Source organism: Halobellus salinus (assembly GCF_014646875.1).
GTDB lineage: Archaea > Halobacteriota > Halobacteria > Halobacteriales > Haloferacaceae > Haloquadratum > Haloquadratum salinum.
Map to the genome: position 1 here is coordinate 148,094 of NZ_BMOC01000002.1, position 16,061 is coordinate 164,154.

Genomic DNA, 16,061 nt, shown 5'->3' on the forward strand with positions numbered 1-16,061 from the left:
AGGGGGCCGGGCGCACCTCGATATCGAGGACGACTCGCGTCCGTTCAGGGGCGTCCGGGTGGCCTACTTCCGAAGCCGAACAACAGTCTCCTCATCGTTCCGGTCCACGGCATCGACGAGCCCGTCGTCGGCCAAGTCCGAGACGAGGTCGCGGAGCCACGCCCGTCCGTAGCTCCCGTCGGGCGCATAGTCGACGCGGACCCGCGGGCCGAGGTCGTCCAAAGCGAGTTCGTCGTACTCCGTCAGTGCGGAGATCACCCGTCCCCGCATCTGCCGTCTGCTCCCCTCGAAGTCGGGCTGTTCGGGGACGTCCGGCGCGGTGAAGTCGCCCGTCCGGTAGGCGTGACACCACTCGCGCCACGGGCACCCCGCCTCGTCACACCGGGGGGTCTTCCCGCAGGCGACGCCGCCGAGTTCCATGATCGCGTTGTTCCAGACGCGGGACTCCCCCTCCGGCATGAGCTCGCTCGCGGCGGCCTCAAACGCCGCGTCGTCGTCGTCGACGTCGAAGGCGCGGTACAGCACCCGCTTCACGTTGGTGTCGACTACGGCGTCGCCGTTGTCGAACGCGAACGACGCCACCGCGTTGGCGGTGTACGGACCCACACCTTTCAGCTCCGAGAGTCCCTCGGGGTCTCGGGGCCACTCCCCGGCGTCGACGCCGTCCACCTCCCCGTCGACGATCCGGCCCGCGGCGTTGTGGAGGTATTTCGCGCGGTTGTTGTACCCCAGCGAGAAGTCGGTCCAGAACGACACCACCGCGGCGCGGTCGGCGGCGGCGAGCGCCTCGACCGTGGGCCACCGGTCGAGGAAGCTCCGCCAGGCGTCGACCACGCGGTCGAGTTGGGTCTGCTGGCTCATAACCTCCGAGACCAGGATCTCGTAGGGGTCGGTGGTCTCTCGCCACGGGAACGCGCGGTGATCGGCCTCGTACCACGAGGTGAGGGCGTCGCGCACGGCCGCGGCCTCCTTGAACGCCGGGGCGTCGCCGTCGGTCATCGCCCGACGGTTGTCCCCCCCAGGGTTTGGGGGTTCTGGTCGGGGCGTCGCGGCCGGGGTCCCGCTGCGAGGCGAAACCGGTTTGACGCCGCCGGCCGATGAGGTAGTGTGAGTTTGGACGAACTGACCGAACAGGTCGAGTCGACGTACGCCGACATCGACGACGAGCAGTCGGTGTCTTTGGATCGGGAGACCCGCCACGAGTTGGCCATGCTGTCGGCGGCGTTCGGGACCGGCGAGACCGACGAACTCCTCCGGCGGGCGGTCCACCTGTTGTTTCAGACCACTGTCGACCGCGGGACGCTCGATTTCCACCTCCGGCAGGAACACGACGTCACCTACGACGAGTATCTCTCGGGAATGACCTACGACGAGATGACGGGCCAAGACCAGTACCCGCAACGCGACGACGAACGACGCTACCAGATGGACTGATACGGATTCGGGACCACCCGAATTTGAGATCCGACCCGCTGGATCCGAGTAGCGGATTTTATTTCCCCACGTCGCCGACACCCCGTATGGACACCGACGAGGTTGAACGCCGGATCGAGGCCGGAATCCACGACGCGGACGCGAGCGTCACGCTGCCGCGAGTGCCCGACGAGAACCACGAGGACGCCCACTTCGCCGCCGTTGTCGTCTCACCCGCCTTCGAGGGGAAGTCGCTCGTCGAACAGCACCAGATGGTGTACGACGCCCTCGGCGACGCGATGACCGACGACATCCACGCGCTGGAGATGAAGACCTACACCCCCGGCGAGCGGGAGGCGTAGGACCCGAGCGGGCGGACCGCGCCGTCGGTCCACACGGTCGAGTTGCGCATCGAACCGACGGGTTTTACGCGCCGCCGTGCCGTCGGATGTGGTATGTCCGACGACGAGTTCCGGACCGAGCGCGACAGCCTCGGCGAGGTCGAGGTACCGAGCGACGCCTACTGGGGTGCCCAGACCCAGCGGGCGGTCGAGAACTTCCACATCTCGGGGATCGCCTTCGGCCGCCGGTTCGTCCGAGCGCTGGGGGTTGTTAAGAAGGCCGCGGCGGCCGCCAACCGCGACCTCGGTCTCCTCGGCGACGAGACCGCGGCGGCTATTATCGACGCCGCCGACGAGGTGATTGCCGGCGACCACAACGATCAGTTCCCGGTCGACGTCTTCCAGACCGGCTCCGGTACCTCCTCGAACATGAACGCAAACGAGGTAATCGCCAACCGCGCGGCGGAGTTGCTGGGGGAGTCCGTCGGCGACCGCGCCGTCCACCCTAACGACCACGTCAACTACGGCCAGTCCTCGAACGACGTGATCCCCACCGCGATGCACGTCTCCGCGCTGGAAGCCCTCCGAAAGGACCTCGTTCCTGCTTTGGAGACGCTGGGCGAGGAGCTCGCGGCCAAGGAAGCGGAGTTCGACGGTGTGGTCAAGACCGGCCGCACCCACCTCCAGGACGCCACGCCGGTCCGGTTGGGACAGGAGTTCGCGGGCTACCGGACCCAAGTCGAGAAAGGGATCACCCGCGCCGACACCGCCGGCGAGCACCTATCGGAACTCGCCCTCGGCGGGACCGCGGTTGGCACCGGCCTCAACACGCATCCCGAGTTCCCCGAGCGCGCCGCGGCGTACATCTCCGATGAGACCGGTATCGAGTTCCGGCCCGCAGACAGCCACTTCGAGGCGCAGGCCGCACACGACGCGATGAGCGAGGCCCACGGCGCGCTCCGGACAGTCGCGGGGTCGCTCAACAAGGTCGCGAACGACCTCCGGCTCCTGGCGTCGGGACCGCGGAACGGCCTCGGCGAGGTCGAACAGCCCGAAAACCAGCCCGGGAGCTCGATCATGCCCGGGAAGATCAACCCGGTGGTCGCGGAGGCGGTGAACCAGGTCCACAAGCAGGTGGTTGGCAACGACGCCGCGGTCGCGGCGGGCGCCGCGGAAGGCCAGATCGATCTCAACCTCTACAAGCCCGTCATTGCCCACAACGTGCTCCAATCGACTACGTTGCTCTCGAACGCGGCCGAAACGTTCGGCGAGCGGTTCGTCGCGAAACTCGAGGCCAACGAGGACGTCTGTGAGACACAGGTCGAGCGCTCCATGGCGCTCGCCACCGCGCTGAACCCCACGATCGGGTACGACAAGGCCAGCAAAGTCGCGAAGACGGCGCTGAAAGAGGGGAGAACGGTCCGGGACGTCGTCGTCGAGACGGGGTACCTCAGCCCCGATGAGGCCGACGAGGTCCTGGATCCCGAGTCGATGACCCACCGGGGGATCCTCGGCGAGGAGTAGGCGAGACAGACCGACCGGAAACCGGTACGTTGATACTGGTTTCGGGGGTATTCTGAGGTATGCACGGAATTCAGCAGTCCCGCGAGCGCGGCCGCGACCTCCTCGAATGTCGACGCTGTGAGGCTCGGTTCCCGGAGGGGACGGCGACGACCGACGGGTGGCACTACGTCTGCCCCGAGTGCGGTGAGGGCCGAGGCATCGGCGACGGGCTGCGACGGAGTTAGGAGGTAGGTCTGGGACGGGCCGAAGTCACGCCCGTGGAGACTGCGACCGCTGTGGAAACCGACTGAGGACAGTCTTCGGCGGGTCCTGCAAGTCGCGTCGTTGAAACGGGAAGCCCCGGGACGTGACCCCGAAGGCTATTCACGCCGGGGGTACCGACTCACCAGTAATGACCGACTACGACTACGACGACCTCGGTCTCGTCGCGGGGCTGGAGATCCACCAACAGCTCGACACCGCTACGAAGCTGTTCTGCCGGTGTCCAACAACCGAGCGCGACCCCGATGACTCGACGCGGTCGTTCACGCGCTCTCTCCACCCCACCCGGAGCGAACTCGGCGAACTCGACGACGCCGCCGTTGAGGAGAGCCGGGTCGACCGGGAGTTCGAGTACCTCGCTTACGACACCACCTGCCTCGTCGAGGAGGACGAGGAGCCACCCCACCGACTCGACACCGACGCCCGCGAGGTCGCGCTCCAGATCGCCGACCTCCTGGATATGGAGCCGGTTGATCAGGCACACGTGATGCGGAAACTCGTGATCGACGGCTCCAACACCTCGGGGTTCCAACGGACCGCGCTTGTCGCTCAGGACGGTGCCATCGAGACCAGCGCGGGACCGGTCGGCGTCGAGGACCTGCTGTTGGAGGAGGAGTCGGCCCAGCGCGTCGAGGAGCGCGACGACGGCGTCACGTACTCGCTGGACCGACTCGGCGTTCCGCTGGTCGAGATCGGCACTCGCCCCGACATCGACTCCCCCGAACAGGCGCGGGAGGCCGCCGAAACAATCGGCATGCTCCTCAGATCCACCGGATCGGTCAAGCGCGGACTCGGGACCATCCGCCAGGACGTGAACGTCTCGATCGCGGAGGGCGCCCGCGTCGAGATCAAGGGCGTCCAGGCGCTTGACGACATCGACGACATCGTCCGCCGGGAGGTGGGCCGACAGGTCGGGCTCCTTTCGATCCGCGAGGCGTTGGCCGCCCGGGATGCCGGAGTCGGTGACACACAGGACGTATCCGAGGTGTTCGCGGACACCGACTCGGGCGTGATCGGCGGCGCGCTCGCCGATGGCGGTTCGGTGACCGCGGTGCCGCTCTACGGGTTCGACGGCCTGGTCGGCCGGGAGATCCAGCCCGACCGCCGGCTGGGGACCGAACTCTCCGATCACGCCAAACGCAACGGCGCGGGCGGGATCTTCCACACCGACGAACTCCCGGCGTACGGCGTAACCGACGCTGAGGTCGCGGCGCTGCGTGAGGCGGTCGACGCTGGCGAGGAGGACGCGGTCGCGATTGTCGCCGCCGAGACTGAAACTGCGGAACTCGCGATCGAGGCGGCCGCAGACCGCGCCGAGACCGCCATCGAGGGCGTGCCGGAGGAGACCCGCGGTGCGAACGACGACGGCACCACCAGATACCTCCGGCCGCTGCCCGGCGCGGCGCGGATGTATCCCGAAACGGACGTCCCGCCGGTCGAACTCGACCCCTCCGACGTCGAGACGCCCGAACTCCTGACCGAAAAGGTCGACCGCTACCACTCGGAGTTCGACCTCGAGGCTGGCCTCGCCGAGCAGGTCGCGTACGGCCGCCGGATGCGGCTGTTCGAGCGTGCGGTCGGCGCGGGCATCGACGCGACGTTCGCCGCTGGCCTCCTGGAATCGACGCTGACCGAACTCCGTCGGGACGGCGTCGCGGTCGGGGAACTGGCCGACAACCACCTGCTCGGCGTGATGCGGCTGGTCGACGACGACGAGTTGGCGAAGGAGGGGGTTGAGGAGGTGCTCTCCACGATCGCGTCCGACCCGGACCTCACGCCGGCGGCCGCGGTCGAGGAGGCCGGCCTCTCGGGTGTCTCCGAATCGGATGTCCGCGACGCCGTCAGCGATGTCGTCGACCGAAACGCCGACCAGGTCGAAAGCCAGGGGATGGGGGCGTTCTCCGCGCTGATGGGTGAGGCGATGGGCGCGCTCCGCGGGAAAGCCGACGGCGAGATCGTCAGCGACGTGTTGCGCGAGGAGATCCAAAAGCGGGCGTAGCAGGGCCGATTCACAACACTCAACGAGAATACCCGCGTCTCCAGGCGCGGGCGGATGTCAAGCTCGTGGCCGCCGGGTCCGGGCCGCTACGTCGGTGACCCGCCGTTTCGGCCGTCGGACTGGTTGGCTCCGCTGTCGGACTGGTTGGCTCCGCTGTCGGACTGGTTGGCTCCGCCGTCGCCCGATTCTCCCGTGTGGTCGCCGAACGAGCGGTCGCCCAACAGGTCGTTTGCCCGGCGAAAAATGCCGGTGAGCGTCGTTATCTCCCGCTCGGTCGGGTGCGCGCGGCCCAGCAGCCGACGCATCATCACCCGGGTCTTCTCGCGTTTGTGCTCGCGGCTCTCGACCGACCGGTGGAACGTCCCGAAGAAGTCGTAGAACCGGTCGATTGCGGCCTCGTCGGCGCGTTCACGCTCGACATCTGGAAGCTGTGTCTCCGCGACCGTCAGCGTCTGGAGTTCATAGAGCAGTATCGTCGCCGCCTGCCCCAGGTTCAGAACGGGGTACTCGGCGCTCGCGGGGATCGAACACACCTCATCAAGCCGTGCGAGTTCGTCGTTGTCGAGTCCGGTGCCCTCCCGACCGAACACCAGCGCCGTCCGCGTGTCGACCCGCTTTAGACTCTCCCGGACCTCGACCGGGGTCTTGAACGGGAACCGGACGTGACGGCGGCTGTCGTCGTTGGTGATCGCGGTGGTGCCGATCGTGTGGTGGGTGTCGACGACTTCGTCGAAAGTCACCTCCTCAGCCTCGGGGAGCACGTCCTCACGAGCGTGGCCGGCGAACCCGTACGCCTCGCCGTCCTCGTGGAGTTCCGGCGGGTTCACCAGTTTCAGCTCTGAGAGCCCGAAGTTCTTCATCGCGCGGGCGATGGTCCCGACGTTACCCGGGGTCTTCGGGTCGACGACGACAACGATCGGATCGTGCGTGCGTCCCGCTTCAGGGCTCGAATCGGCCCCCGCGTCGTCGCCGGACATCACCCCGTGGGGTACTCCCGGCCCAACTCGAGGTCGACCCCATCCCCGTCGTCTTCGTCGACGGTCGTGACCTCGCCCGTCCGGAGGTCGATCCGCTTGCGCTCGCCCTCGTAGTTCTCGTTGAGACGGCGGTTGAGTTCGGCGGGATCCGGGGGGTCCGGCAGCCCCGTGGGATCGGTGTCGACGTGGTCGACCCCGGCGTACTCTTCCGGCGCGCGCCCGCCCGCGGCAAACCACTCGTGGAACCGGTCGCGGAAGGTCTCGCTTCCAGTGAGGTCGGCGCCGTCGGCCTCCCGGAACCAGTAGAGGAACTCCGGCTCGTGCGCCGAGCACAGAAGCACCTCCTCCATCGGTTCGCCATAGACGGTCTCGGCTTGGTTGCACCGTTTCTTGTCGGCCTCACCGTGGATCAGGTAGCAGGCGTCACACGGCTTGCCCTGGAGATAGGTCAACCGGACGAGCCGCCGCCGGGTGTCGTCGTCGAGTTCGTCCAACGGACGGAACTCGCCGTCGTCGGTGAACACCGCCGACTCGTCGAACCGCCACCCGCGGAGCCCGATACTCACTTTCGGCATTACCGGGTCGTAGCCGGTCGTCGGATAAAAGCGACGTGACTCGACCGCCGGGGCCCGCGTGACCGGGTCGGCGGCCCTCGGAACGTGCGGCTTTTCATTCTCCCCCGAGAAAACCACGTATGGATCCGAAGCGGGAGCTCACGAGCGTCGACCTCGCGGCCCTCGTCACCGAACTAAACCGGTACGAGGGCGCGAAAGTCGACAAAGTCTACCTCTACGGCGACGATCTGCTCCGCTTCAAGATGCGGGATTTCGACCGCGGTCGGGTGGAACTCCTCGTCGAGGTCGGCGACACGAAACGCGCCCACGCCGCCGACCCCGACCGCGTCCCCGACGCCCCCGGACGACCTCCGAACTTCGCAAAGATGCTGCGAAACCGGCTGTCGGGCGCCGACTTCGCTGGCGTCGAACAGTTCGAGTTCGATCGCATCCTCACGTTCAGCTTCGAGCGCGGCGACGAGAACACACAGGTTGTCGCGGAACTGTTCGGGCAGGGCAACGCCGCGGTCCTCGACGAGACCGGCGAGGTCGTCCGCAGCCTCGAAACCGTCCGGCTCAAGTCCCGAACGGTCGCGCCGGGCGCGCAGTACGAGTTCCCCGCCTCCAGAGTCAACCCGCTGTCGGTGAGCTTTGAGGCGTTCGCCCGGCAGATGGACGACTCCGACACCGACGTGGTGCGGACGCTCGCAACGCAGTTGAACCTCGGCGGACTGTACGCGGAGGAGGTGTGCACCCGCGCGGGCGTCGAGAAGACCACACCGATCGAGGAGGCGGGCGACGAGGAGTACCGGGCGCTCCACGACGCGATCGACGACCTCCGGACGCGGCTCCGCGCCGGCGAGTTCGACCCACGGGTCTACGAGGACGACGGCGCAGTCGTCGACACGACGCCCTTCCCCCTGGAGGAACACGAACGAGAGGGGCTCGACAGCGAGGCCGCCGACACGTTCAACCGGGCGGTCGACGAGTACTTTCATCGGTTGGAGCGGGCCGCAGACGACGACTCCGTAGAGGAGGCGGCGAGTTCCCGACCGGATTTCGAGGCGGAGGTCGCGAAACAGAAGCGGATTATCGACCAGCAGGAAGGCGCGATCGAGGAGTTCGAAGAGCAGGCCGAGGCCGAACGCCGGCGGGCGGAACTCCTGTACGCTAACTACGACCTAGTCGACGAGGTTCTCTCGACCGTCCGTGACGCGCGTGCGAGCGACGTGGCGTGGGACGAGATCCGCGAGACGCTCGCGGCGGGCGCCGAACGGGGGATCCCCGCAGCGGCGGCCGTGATCGACGTCGACGGCGCCGAGGCGACCGTCACCATCGAACTCGACGACACCGAGGTCACAGTCGACGTCGACACCGGAGTCGAAAAGAACGCAGACCGGCTCTACACCGAGGCGAAGCGGATCGAGGGCAAAAAGGAGGGCGCGCTCGCGGCGATCAAGAACACCCGCGAGGAACTCGACGCGGTCAAGCAGCGCCGCGACGCGTGGGAGGCTGACGACGACCCCGAACCCGAGGACGAGACCGAGGACGCCGACCGCGACTGGCTGTCGATGGAGTCGATCCCGATCCGGAGTTCTGAGGAGTGGTACGAGCGGTTCCGGTGGTTCCACACCTCCGATGGGTTCCTGGTGATCGGCGGGCGGAACGCCGACCAGAACGAGGAGATCGTCACGAAGTACCTCGACAAACACGATCGGTTCTTCCACACCCAAGCCCACGGCGGCCCGGTGACGGTGGTGAAAGCCTCGGGTCCCTCCGAGCCGTCCGAACCCGTCGACTTCCCCGAGACGACCTCGGAGGAGGCCGCGCAGTTCGCGGTCTCGTATTCGTCGACCTGGAAGGAGGGCCGGTACGCCGGGGAGGCGTACGCCGTCGACCCGGACCAAGTGTCGAAGACGCCGGAGTCCGGAGAGTACATCGAAAAGGGATCGTTCGTCGTCCGCGGCGACCGGACCTACTTCCGGGATGTCGAAAGCGAGGTCGCTGTCGGGGTCCAGTGTGAGGGCGAAACGCGCGTGGTCGGCGGCCCACCGTCGGCCATCGAAGACCGGGTCGCGACCACAGTCCGGCTCCAGCCCGGACGGTACGCCCAGAACGACGCCGCGAAGATGGTCTACCGGGAGTTCAAACAGCGATTCGCGGATCAGTCGTTCCTCCGAAAGGTCGCGAGCCCCGACCGGATCCAGGAGTTCCTGCCGGCCGGCGGTAGCCAGATCGTCGAGGAGTGACCCAACAGCCCGACGGCCAGGTGCCCCCCGGCGTCACCTATCGCAGCGTTTGCGACTGACTGCTCATACTGTCGGTTATAACTACGTGAAGATTTTCGACACCCCGGGGTGTCGAAATACGTCACGCGACTATAGCCGACAGTATCAGTAGACCGCACGACTGCGTGCGATCAAGTGAGTACAGACCTGCAAACGGTGTGATGCGGCCAGTCGGGCGGATCGGGGCTCTGTGGGACGCCGCTGTCCGCTACTGTGTCAGAATCCCTTCAAAAACAGCGTCGTAGTCTTGCGTAGAACTACTTGTGCCCGCCGAGTGCGTGCCAACAATGCTCTCCGACGCACTCCGGTACCCACTGGAAGGCGACAGCTGGATCCGCACGATCCTCATTGGCGGCCTGCTGACCATCCTCTCGGTGTTGATCCTGCCGTGGTTCTTCCTCCAGGGGTACTATGTTCGCGTGTTACACGGCGTCACCAACGACGATCCGGCCCCACCGACGTTCACCGACTGGGTAGCCCTCCTGGTCGACGGAGTGAAACTGTTCGTGTTGAACATCCTGGTGGCGGTTGTGATCCTCGCCGTACAGATCGCCGTCGGGATCGCGATGGGTACGGGGCCGGGGCTCACGGGAAGCCCCCCTGCGACGAATCCCGGCGCTACGGGCGGTATGCCCGGCCAAATCGGAGCCGTCGGACTGCTCGTCTTCCTCGGTGCGGTCCTCGTGATCAGCTACGTCGTGCCCGCGATGCTCGCGAACTTCGGGCGTGAGCAGTCACTCACGGCGGCGTTCGACGCGTCGACGGTGCTGTCAGGGGCGCTGTCTCGCGAGTACCTGATCGCGTGGGTGCTCGCGGTTGCGGTCGGGCTGGTTCTCGGGTTCGTCGGGGGCCTCCTGAGCCTCTTGGTCGTCGGGATATTCGGGCTGTTCTACGTCCAGCTCGTGACCTACTACCTGTTCGGTCGGGGGTTCGCGGCGGGACTCGAAGCGAACGGTGGTGACGCCGACGCGGTGACGTACTGACCGACGTCCCACGAGCGGGACACCGGTGGCGAACGGCGCCGTCTGCTGGGTTTGTTAGTGGCGCTCGCAGCGAAGACGGCCGCGCCCCAGCGAGACCCGACGCAACGAAACGGTGGATGTTTTAGCCGCGGGTGGCGGATGCACGAGTATGCGAATTTCGGACCGCGGTCGCGGCGGGGAGGGCCGCGAGCGCATCACCCTTGTCCCCGAGAACGTCGACGACCTGTGGCACCTCTCACACGTCCTCGAGGACGGCGACCGCGTCTCCGGCGACACCACCCGCCGGATCCAGCGCGACGACGAGAACCTCCGGGACAAAGGCGGGCAGCGCGAGCACCTCTTCGTCACCATCGGCGTCGACGACGTGGAGTTCGCGCGGTTCGCCAACCGGCTGCGGGTCGGCGGCGAGATCATCGGGTGTTCCCGGGAGGACCAACTCGGTCGCTTCCACACCCTGAACGTTGAGGCACACGACGAGGTGACCGTCGAAAAGCGGTTCAAGCCGGATCAGATCGACCGGATCGAGGCGGCCGAAGAGGCCGCAGAGAACGCCGAGGTGGCGATCGCCACGGTGGAAGAAGGCGAGGCACACATCCACACCGTCGCCCAGTACGGTACCGAAGAGCGGTTCTCCGCTACCGCGCCGACCGGGAAAGGCGAGTACGCCCGGCCGCGCTCGGAACTGTTCGCCGAACTCGCCGAGGCGCTCGGCCGGATGGATGTCGACGCAGTCATTCTCGCGGGGCCCGGGTTCACGAAACAGGATGCCCGCGACTACGTTGAGGAGACCCAACCCGAGGTTGCGGAGAAACTCACCGTCGTCGACACCGCGGGCGTCGGTGACCGCGGGGTCCACGAAGTGCTGAAGCGTGGCGCGGTCGACGAGGTCCAAACGCAGACCCGGATCTCCACGGAGGCGGCGCTCATCGACGAACTGATGGAACGGATCGCGACCGGCGAGAAGGTCGCGTACGGGATCAGCGAGGTCGCCGACGCCGCGGAGTTCGGCGCGGTCAAGGAGCTCCTGATCGTCGATGACCGACTCCGTCGGGAACGGCAGGGCGACGGCGACTGGGACCTCGACGTCAACGACGTGGTGGAGTCGGTCGAACAGCAGGGCGGCGATGTGACGGTGTTCTCCGGGGAGTTCGACCCGGGGCGGCAACTCCGGAACCTCGGCGGGGTCGCGGCGCTGCTGCGGTACCGGATACAGTAGGCGGGTTGACGCCGGGCACAGATCGGACTCCCGGTTTTTAATATCCGGACCCGCAACCCCGGGGTATGATCACTCGACACTCGAACCTCCGCGTTACGGGGAGCCGACCGTGGTGAACGTCGCCTTCTCGCTCGCTCGGGTCTTCGGTGCGCTGTTTCTGGTCGCCCTGAACGGCTTCTTTGTCGCCTCAGAGTTCGCGTTCGTTCGGGTTCGGTCGACCTCGGTCGAACAGTTGGCCGAGGAGGGTCGCGCCGGGTCCGCCGCGCTCCAGGACGTGATGGGGAACCTCGACGACTACCTCGCGGCGACGCAACTCGGCATCACGATCGCGTCGCTGGGGCTGGGATGGATCGGCGAGCCTGCGGTGGCGGCGCTCATCGAACCGGTCTTAGAGCCGGTGCTTCCGGCGTCGGTCATCCACCTCGTGGCGTTCGCCATCGGGTTCAGTATCATCACGTTCCTCCACGTCGTTTTCGGTGAACTCGCACCGAAGACGATCGCGATCGCCGACGCCGAGCGCGTGTCGCTGTTCCTCGCGCCGCCGATGAAGGCGTCGTACTACCTGCTGTACCCCGGGATCGTCGTGTTCAACGGCGCCGCAAACGGGGTCACCCGGATGTTGGGTGTCCCGCCGGCGTCGGAGACCGACGAGACGATGCAGGAACGCGAGATCCGGCGTGTGCTCGCGCGCTCCGGGGAGGCCGGCCACGTTGGGACCGCCGAAGTCGACATGATCGAGCGCGTGTTCGACCTCGACGACACCGTGGTCCGCGAGGTGATGGTGCCCCGGCCCGACGTGGTGAGCGTTCCGGCGGATATGCCGCTGTCGGCACTCCGTGAGACGGTTCTCGACGCCGGACACACGCGATATCCGGTCGTTGCGGCCGACGACGCGGACAGCGTGGCCGGGTTCGTCGACGCGAAGGATGTGCTGCGCGCGATGGACGCCGGTGCGGACTCGACGACCGCCGGCGACCTCGCGCGCGACCTCGTTGTCGTCCCGGAGACGACCGCGATCGACAACCTCCTGCTGCAGTTCCGCGACGAAAACCGGCAGATGGCCGCTGTTATCGACGAGTGGGGCAGTTTCGAGGGGATCGCGACCGTTGAGGACGTCGTCGAAGCCGTCGTCGGTGACCTCCGCGATGGGTTCGACGCCGATGACAGGGAGCACTCGATACGGGAGCGCGAGGACGGCACCTACGACGCCGACGGGTCGGTTGCGCTGTCGGTGGTCAACGAGGCACTCGGAACCGACTTCGACGCTGATGGGTTCGAGACCGTCGGTGGCCTGGTGTTGGAGCGGCTGAGTCGGGCGCCCGAGGCGGGCGACACCGTCCGTGCGGGTGAGTTCGACATCGAGGTGCGGAGCGTCGACGGGGCGCGGATCTCGACGCTTCGGATCGAGCGTGTCGACGACGCTGCGGCGTCGGACACCTCGGACGCGACCGAGGAGTAGCCCCCGGGGGGCCGGTCAGCCCTGCCCACCGTACCGCTCCCAGCCGCGAGATCGGCTTCGGCCGTGCGCACCGGTTGGCCGGCGGCCGTGAGAAAAACCGGGTGCCTTCGGACCGAACGTGTGGCGTACGACCGTGTCTCGAACCGCGGCGCAGCGGCAACAACGCGCCAGCGGTTCTCGTTGTGGCGGAACCACGGGCGTCGCGGGCGGATACGTGGTGTATCACGCGTGGCACGCCTCCTCCGAGCGAGCCGACAACCCCGACTCAGACCGGGGTTGTGATGTCGACGTCGGTCGGACCCTGTCCGTCGAACGTACCGACCGCCTCGTCGAGTCGGGCCGGGTCGTCGGCCCCGAGCAGTGCGCGATCGGCAGTTTCACAGGGTGCAGAACACCCAATGCGTTCGCAGACGAGATCAGCAGTGGCTTCGGCCATCCGGCGGTACGTCGTGAGTTTCCCGCCGACGATGCTCACCATGTTCGCCACGCCGTCGGCGGCGTGATCAAGACGAACAAACCCTCGAGAGATCCCCCGACCGCCGCGGGTCGCCTCGTCCGGCGCGTAGAGCGGCCGGAGCCCCCACCACGACCGCACGACCGGTGCCTCCGCAACCGGCGGCAACAGTTTCGCACACTCCTCGACCGAGGCGTCGATTTCCCACGCTGGGGTGTCGTAGTCGTTGGGGTTGTCCACGGGGACACTCGTCGTTCCGAGAACGGCCTCCGAGGCGTGTGGGATGACGATGTCGCCGTCGGCCGGTTGCCGACACCGGTTCAGGACCGGTCCGAGGCCGTCGTACTCAACGGACACCATCACCCCTCGTGTTGGCGCCATCTCCACCGATACCCCCGCACGGTCGGCGACGCGACCGGCCCACGCACCGGCGGCGTTGACCACGAACTCCGGAGTCACAGTCGTCTCCGCAGTGCCGCCGAGCCGGACTTCGGTGACCGCTCCGTCCTGTACCGTAATCGACTCTACGGGGGCGTGTGGCCGAACCTCCGCCCCGTGAGCGCCGGCGTCGATCGCGTTCGCCGCGATCAGCCGCGAGGGGTACACCACCCCGTCCGGAACCCGCATCGCCTGCTCGACCTCCGCCGGTAGCTCCGGAACCACCTCACGAGCCTCCGACGGCGTGAGCGTCTCGACCGGGATTCCGACCGACTGACACGCCGTTCGCTTCTCCTCGAAGTACGAGGCGTCATCGCCGGCGAGTCTGACGAACAATCCGCCGGTATCAGCGACGCACGCCCCGGCGATCCGCCTGAGAATCCGCGCTTCTTCGAGACACTCGGCCGCGCCATCGGGGTCCGAATCCGCGTACCGGGCGCCGCTGTGTAACAGGCCGTGTGACCGACCGGAGGCGCCGCTACAGAGACCGTCGCGGTCGACAACCAGGGGCTCAACACCGCGGAGTGCGAGGTCACGGGCTACGCCCACGCCGGTCGCACCACCACCGATCACCAAGACGTCGGGATCGCACACACACCACACGCGGGAGTCGACAGTCTTGAGTCTGTCCGTCGCTACCTCGATACGTTCGCGGGGACGAGACCGGACTAGTGCCCCGGTATCGCCGGTGACGACCGCTCTCACGGCCGTTCCCGGTGTGACGGCGACCGGCTGATCAGTCGAAGAGCCCTTCCTCACGGAATCCGGTCATCAGATCGCCGACGAGGTCATCGGCGGTCTCGTACGGGTAGTTCTGGTAGTCGGCGTACTCCGATCCGAGTTCCATTACGCCAACGCTCACCGCACCGGCCTCGAACGTCGTCCCGGGGCCGTTCGGGAGTGCCGGAACCAGTTCCATCGGTTCCGCAACAGGATACTCGGCGCGGCCGAAAACGTCCAACAACTCGGCTCGAAGTTGCTCAGCAGTGTCTGTCATCGTGTGTACGTCAGGGCGAAGTGGACATAAAAGCGACTCTCTCCAGTTTCCCGCGGTGACCACACACCGGGTCGGCTGTGACGTCGGCTCCGTGCAGTCACTTCCCAGTGAGCGCCTCGCTTCCCGACGCGATGTCGATCGGCTGTCCCAGGCTTTCCTCCTGTGCCTTCTCGTAGAGCAGGTACGCGCCCGCGACGGTCTCGATTCCGGTGCCGCCGCTGTCGAACACCGTGATTTCCTCGTCCGACTCCCGTCCCTCGGCGTTGCCGGCGACAAGGTCACCCAGATCGGCGTGGACGTGCTCGTTGTCGATCGTCCCCTCCTCAAGGGCGTGGAGAAACGACCCGGCGTCCTGGAACGCCCGCGCTCTGAGATCCGGGACGTAGGTGGCCCGCTCGATTGTCGCGGTATCGAGTTCCCGCTTGTCGGGGTTGTACTGCCCCATTGCGGTGACGTGGGTCCCCGGTTCCAGCAGGCCGCCGTCGAAGACCGGGTCGGTCGCGTTCGTCGCGGTCACGACGATATCAGCCCCCTCGACCGCGGCCCCGGCGGAGGCGACGGCGGCGACGCTCGCGTCCAACCGCCGCCCCATCTCACCAGCGAAGTCCTCGCGGTGTGCTTTCGTCGGCGAGTAGATCCAGACGGTCTCGAGGTCCCGGACGGTCGCCAGGGCACGGAGCTGGCCGCGGGCCTGCGGGCCGCTCCCGACGATCGCCGCGGTCGAAGCGTCCGCACGGGCGAGTTCGTCGGCCCCGACGGCGCCGGTCGCGCCGGTCTTGAACGGGTTCATACTCGCGCCGTCGATCAGTGCGAGCGGCTCACCCGACTCGGCGTCGAAAAGCGGCGTGAGGAACCACGCGTCCGCGGCCCCGAAGCCGGCGGTGTACGTGTACCCGCCCATCGCACCCGTCTCCGGCAGGATCGACGCGTAGGTCGTGAGAAACCCCGGCGGGTCGTCGTTCCGCAACGTGGTCCGGGGCTCGGCGGGCGCACCCTCGCCGTACTGTCGGTAGCCGTCGCGGACCGCGTCGACGAACTCTCCGGGGGCCGCGAGCCCGTTGACGTCCCCACTCGTCAGGAACAGCGTCTCAGTCATACGCGGGCGTTCGACGGCCACCGACAAGAACATACGGGGGTCCGAAGCGATCACGGCCAGC

General features: G+C 67.3%; 15 protein-coding genes. 9 read left to right on the forward strand and 6 right to left on the reverse strand.

What is annotated here, in order from left to right; genetic code table 11:
- Positions 1 to 63: 63 nt before the first annotated feature.
- Positions 64 to 999, reverse strand: coding sequence for an A/G-specific adenine glycosylase (locus tag IEX72_RS02710; RefSeq protein WP_188785847.1), 936 nt, complete (start codon positions 997 to 999; stop codon positions 64 to 66).
- 108 nt (positions 1,000 to 1,107) lie between these two features.
- Here IEX72_RS02710 and IEX72_RS02715 point away from each other — a divergent pair, with 108 nt between their 5' ends.
- The 5 genes from IEX72_RS02715 (at position 1,108) to gatE (ending at position 5,538) form a co-directional block, all read left to right on the forward strand.
- Positions 1,108 to 1,434 carry a hypothetical protein gene (locus IEX72_RS02715; RefSeq protein WP_188785848.1) on the forward strand — a complete coding sequence of 109 codons (327 nt, stop codon included), beginning with the start codon at positions 1,108 to 1,110 and terminating at the stop codon, positions 1,432 to 1,434.
- Between the two features lie 86 nt (positions 1,435 to 1,520).
- Positions 1,521 to 1,775 carry a BolA family protein gene (locus tag IEX72_RS02720; protein WP_188785849.1) on the forward strand — a complete coding sequence of 85 codons (255 nt, stop codon included), beginning with the start codon at positions 1,521 to 1,523 and terminating at the stop codon, positions 1,773 to 1,775.
- A 93-nt stretch (positions 1,776 to 1,868) separates the two neighbouring features.
- On the forward strand, positions 1,869 to 3,278 hold the full coding sequence (locus tag IEX72_RS02725) for a class II fumarate hydratase (protein ID WP_188785850.1): 1,410 nt from the start codon (positions 1,869 to 1,871) through the stop codon (positions 3,276 to 3,278).
- 59 nt (positions 3,279 to 3,337) lie between these two features.
- On the forward strand, positions 3,338 to 3,502 hold the full coding sequence (locus IEX72_RS02730) for an HVO_2901 family zinc finger protein (protein ID WP_188785851.1): 165 nt from the start codon (positions 3,338 to 3,340) through the stop codon (positions 3,500 to 3,502).
- Positions 3,503 to 3,669: 167 nt separating this feature from the next.
- Positions 3,670 to 5,538 (forward strand): Glu-tRNA(Gln) amidotransferase subunit GatE, encoded by a 1,869-nt coding sequence (gene gatE, locus IEX72_RS02735; RefSeq protein WP_188785852.1) that lies wholly within the window; start codon positions 3,670 to 3,672, stop codon positions 5,536 to 5,538.
- A gap of 86 nt (positions 5,539 to 5,624) precedes the next feature.
- On the opposite strand, the gene IEX72_RS02740 is transcribed toward gatE, so the two are convergent.
- Together IEX72_RS02740 and IEX72_RS02745 are read right to left on the reverse strand one after the other, a co-directional pair.
- Positions 5,625 to 6,515, reverse strand: coding sequence for an RNA methyltransferase (locus tag IEX72_RS02740; protein ID WP_188785853.1), 891 nt, complete (start codon positions 6,513 to 6,515; stop codon positions 5,625 to 5,627).
- The gene (locus IEX72_RS02745; RefSeq protein WP_188785854.1) at positions 6,515 to 7,090 is read right to left on the reverse strand and encodes a hypothetical protein; all 576 of its coding nucleotides are present in this window, start codon (positions 7,088 to 7,090) and stop codon (positions 6,515 to 6,517) included. Before IEX72_RS02745 ends, IEX72_RS02740 begins: the two co-directional genes overlap by 1 nt.
- 119 nt (positions 7,091 to 7,209) lie before the next feature.
- Between IEX72_RS02745 and rqcH the strand changes: the two genes are divergently transcribed.
- From rqcH to IEX72_RS02765, 4 genes are all read left to right on the forward strand, one after another.
- On the forward strand, positions 7,210 to 9,318 hold the full coding sequence (rqcH, locus tag IEX72_RS02750) for a ribosome rescue protein RqcH (RefSeq protein ID WP_188785855.1): 2,109 nt from the start codon (positions 7,210 to 7,212) through the stop codon (positions 9,316 to 9,318).
- A gap of 326 nt (positions 9,319 to 9,644) precedes the next feature.
- The gene (locus tag IEX72_RS02755) at positions 9,645 to 10,340 is read left to right on the forward strand and encodes a DUF4013 domain-containing protein (protein WP_188785856.1); all 696 of its coding nucleotides are present in this window, start codon (positions 9,645 to 9,647) and stop codon (positions 10,338 to 10,340) included.
- Positions 10,341 to 10,488: 148 nt separating this feature from the next.
- A complete protein-coding gene (locus tag IEX72_RS02760) occupies positions 10,489 to 11,556 on the forward strand; it encodes an mRNA surveillance protein pelota (RefSeq protein WP_188785857.1) in 1,068 nt (355 codons plus the stop codon).
- A gap of 109 nt (positions 11,557 to 11,665) precedes the next feature.
- A complete protein-coding gene (locus tag IEX72_RS02765) occupies positions 11,666 to 13,015 on the forward strand; it encodes a hemolysin family protein (RefSeq protein WP_188785858.1) in 1,350 nt (449 codons plus the stop codon).
- A 265-nt stretch (positions 13,016 to 13,280) separates the two neighbouring features.
- Here IEX72_RS02765 and IEX72_RS02770 read toward each other — a convergent pair whose 3' ends face one another.
- From IEX72_RS02770 to IEX72_RS02780, 3 genes are all read right to left on the reverse strand, one after another.
- Positions 13,281 to 14,501: an FAD-dependent oxidoreductase gene (locus tag IEX72_RS02770; RefSeq protein WP_188785859.1), complete on the reverse strand. Its 1,221-nt coding sequence runs from the start codon at positions 14,499 to 14,501 to the stop codon at positions 13,281 to 13,283.
- A 142-nt stretch (positions 14,502 to 14,643) separates the two neighbouring features.
- A complete protein-coding gene (locus IEX72_RS02775) occupies positions 14,644 to 14,904 on the reverse strand; it encodes an MTH865 family protein (RefSeq protein ID WP_188785860.1) in 261 nt (86 codons plus the stop codon).
- Positions 14,905 to 15,001: 97 nt separating this feature from the next.
- The gene (locus tag IEX72_RS02780; protein WP_188785861.1) at positions 15,002 to 16,000 is read right to left on the reverse strand and encodes an ornithine cyclodeaminase family protein; all 999 of its coding nucleotides are present in this window, start codon (positions 15,998 to 16,000) and stop codon (positions 15,002 to 15,004) included.
- Positions 16,001 to 16,061: the final 61 nt, after the last annotated feature.

Excerpts from the sequence above, each read along its gene's own strand:
- gatE (WP_188785852.1), top strand. The coding sequence starts at position 3,670 with ATGACCGACTACGACTACGACGACCTCGGTCTCGTCGCGGGGCTGGAG.
- IEX72_RS02710 (WP_188785847.1), bottom strand. The coding sequence starts at position 999 with ATGACCGACGGCGACGCCCCGGCGTTCAAGGAGGCCGCGGCCGTGCGC.
- IEX72_RS02760 (WP_188785857.1), top strand. The coding sequence starts at position 10,489 with ATGCGAATTTCGGACCGCGGTCGCGGCGGGGAGGGCCGCGAGCGCATC.
- IEX72_RS02775 (WP_188785860.1), bottom strand. The coding sequence starts at position 14,904 with ATGACAGACACTGCTGAGCAACTTCGAGCCGAGTTGTTGGACGTTTTC.
- IEX72_RS02745 (WP_188785854.1), bottom strand. The coding sequence starts at position 7,090 with ATGCCGAAAGTGAGTATCGGGCTCCGCGGGTGGCGGTTCGACGAGTCG.
- rqcH (WP_188785855.1), top strand. The coding sequence starts at position 7,210 with ATGGATCCGAAGCGGGAGCTCACGAGCGTCGACCTCGCGGCCCTCGTC.
- IEX72_RS02730 (WP_188785851.1), top strand. The coding sequence starts at position 3,338 with ATGCACGGAATTCAGCAGTCCCGCGAGCGCGGCCGCGACCTCCTCGAA.
- IEX72_RS02725 (WP_188785850.1), top strand. The coding sequence starts at position 1,869 with ATGTCCGACGACGAGTTCCGGACCGAGCGCGACAGCCTCGGCGAGGTC.
- IEX72_RS02720 (WP_188785849.1), top strand. The coding sequence starts at position 1,521 with ATGGACACCGACGAGGTTGAACGCCGGATCGAGGCCGGAATCCACGAC.
- IEX72_RS02740 (WP_188785853.1), bottom strand. The coding sequence starts at position 6,515 with ATGTCCGGCGACGACGCGGGGGCCGATTCGAGCCCTGAAGCGGGACGC.
- IEX72_RS02755 (WP_188785856.1), top strand. The coding sequence starts at position 9,645 with ATGCTCTCCGACGCACTCCGGTACCCACTGGAAGGCGACAGCTGGATC.
- IEX72_RS02780 (WP_188785861.1), bottom strand. The coding sequence starts at position 16,000 with ATGACTGAGACGCTGTTCCTGACGAGTGGGGACGTCAACGGGCTCGCG.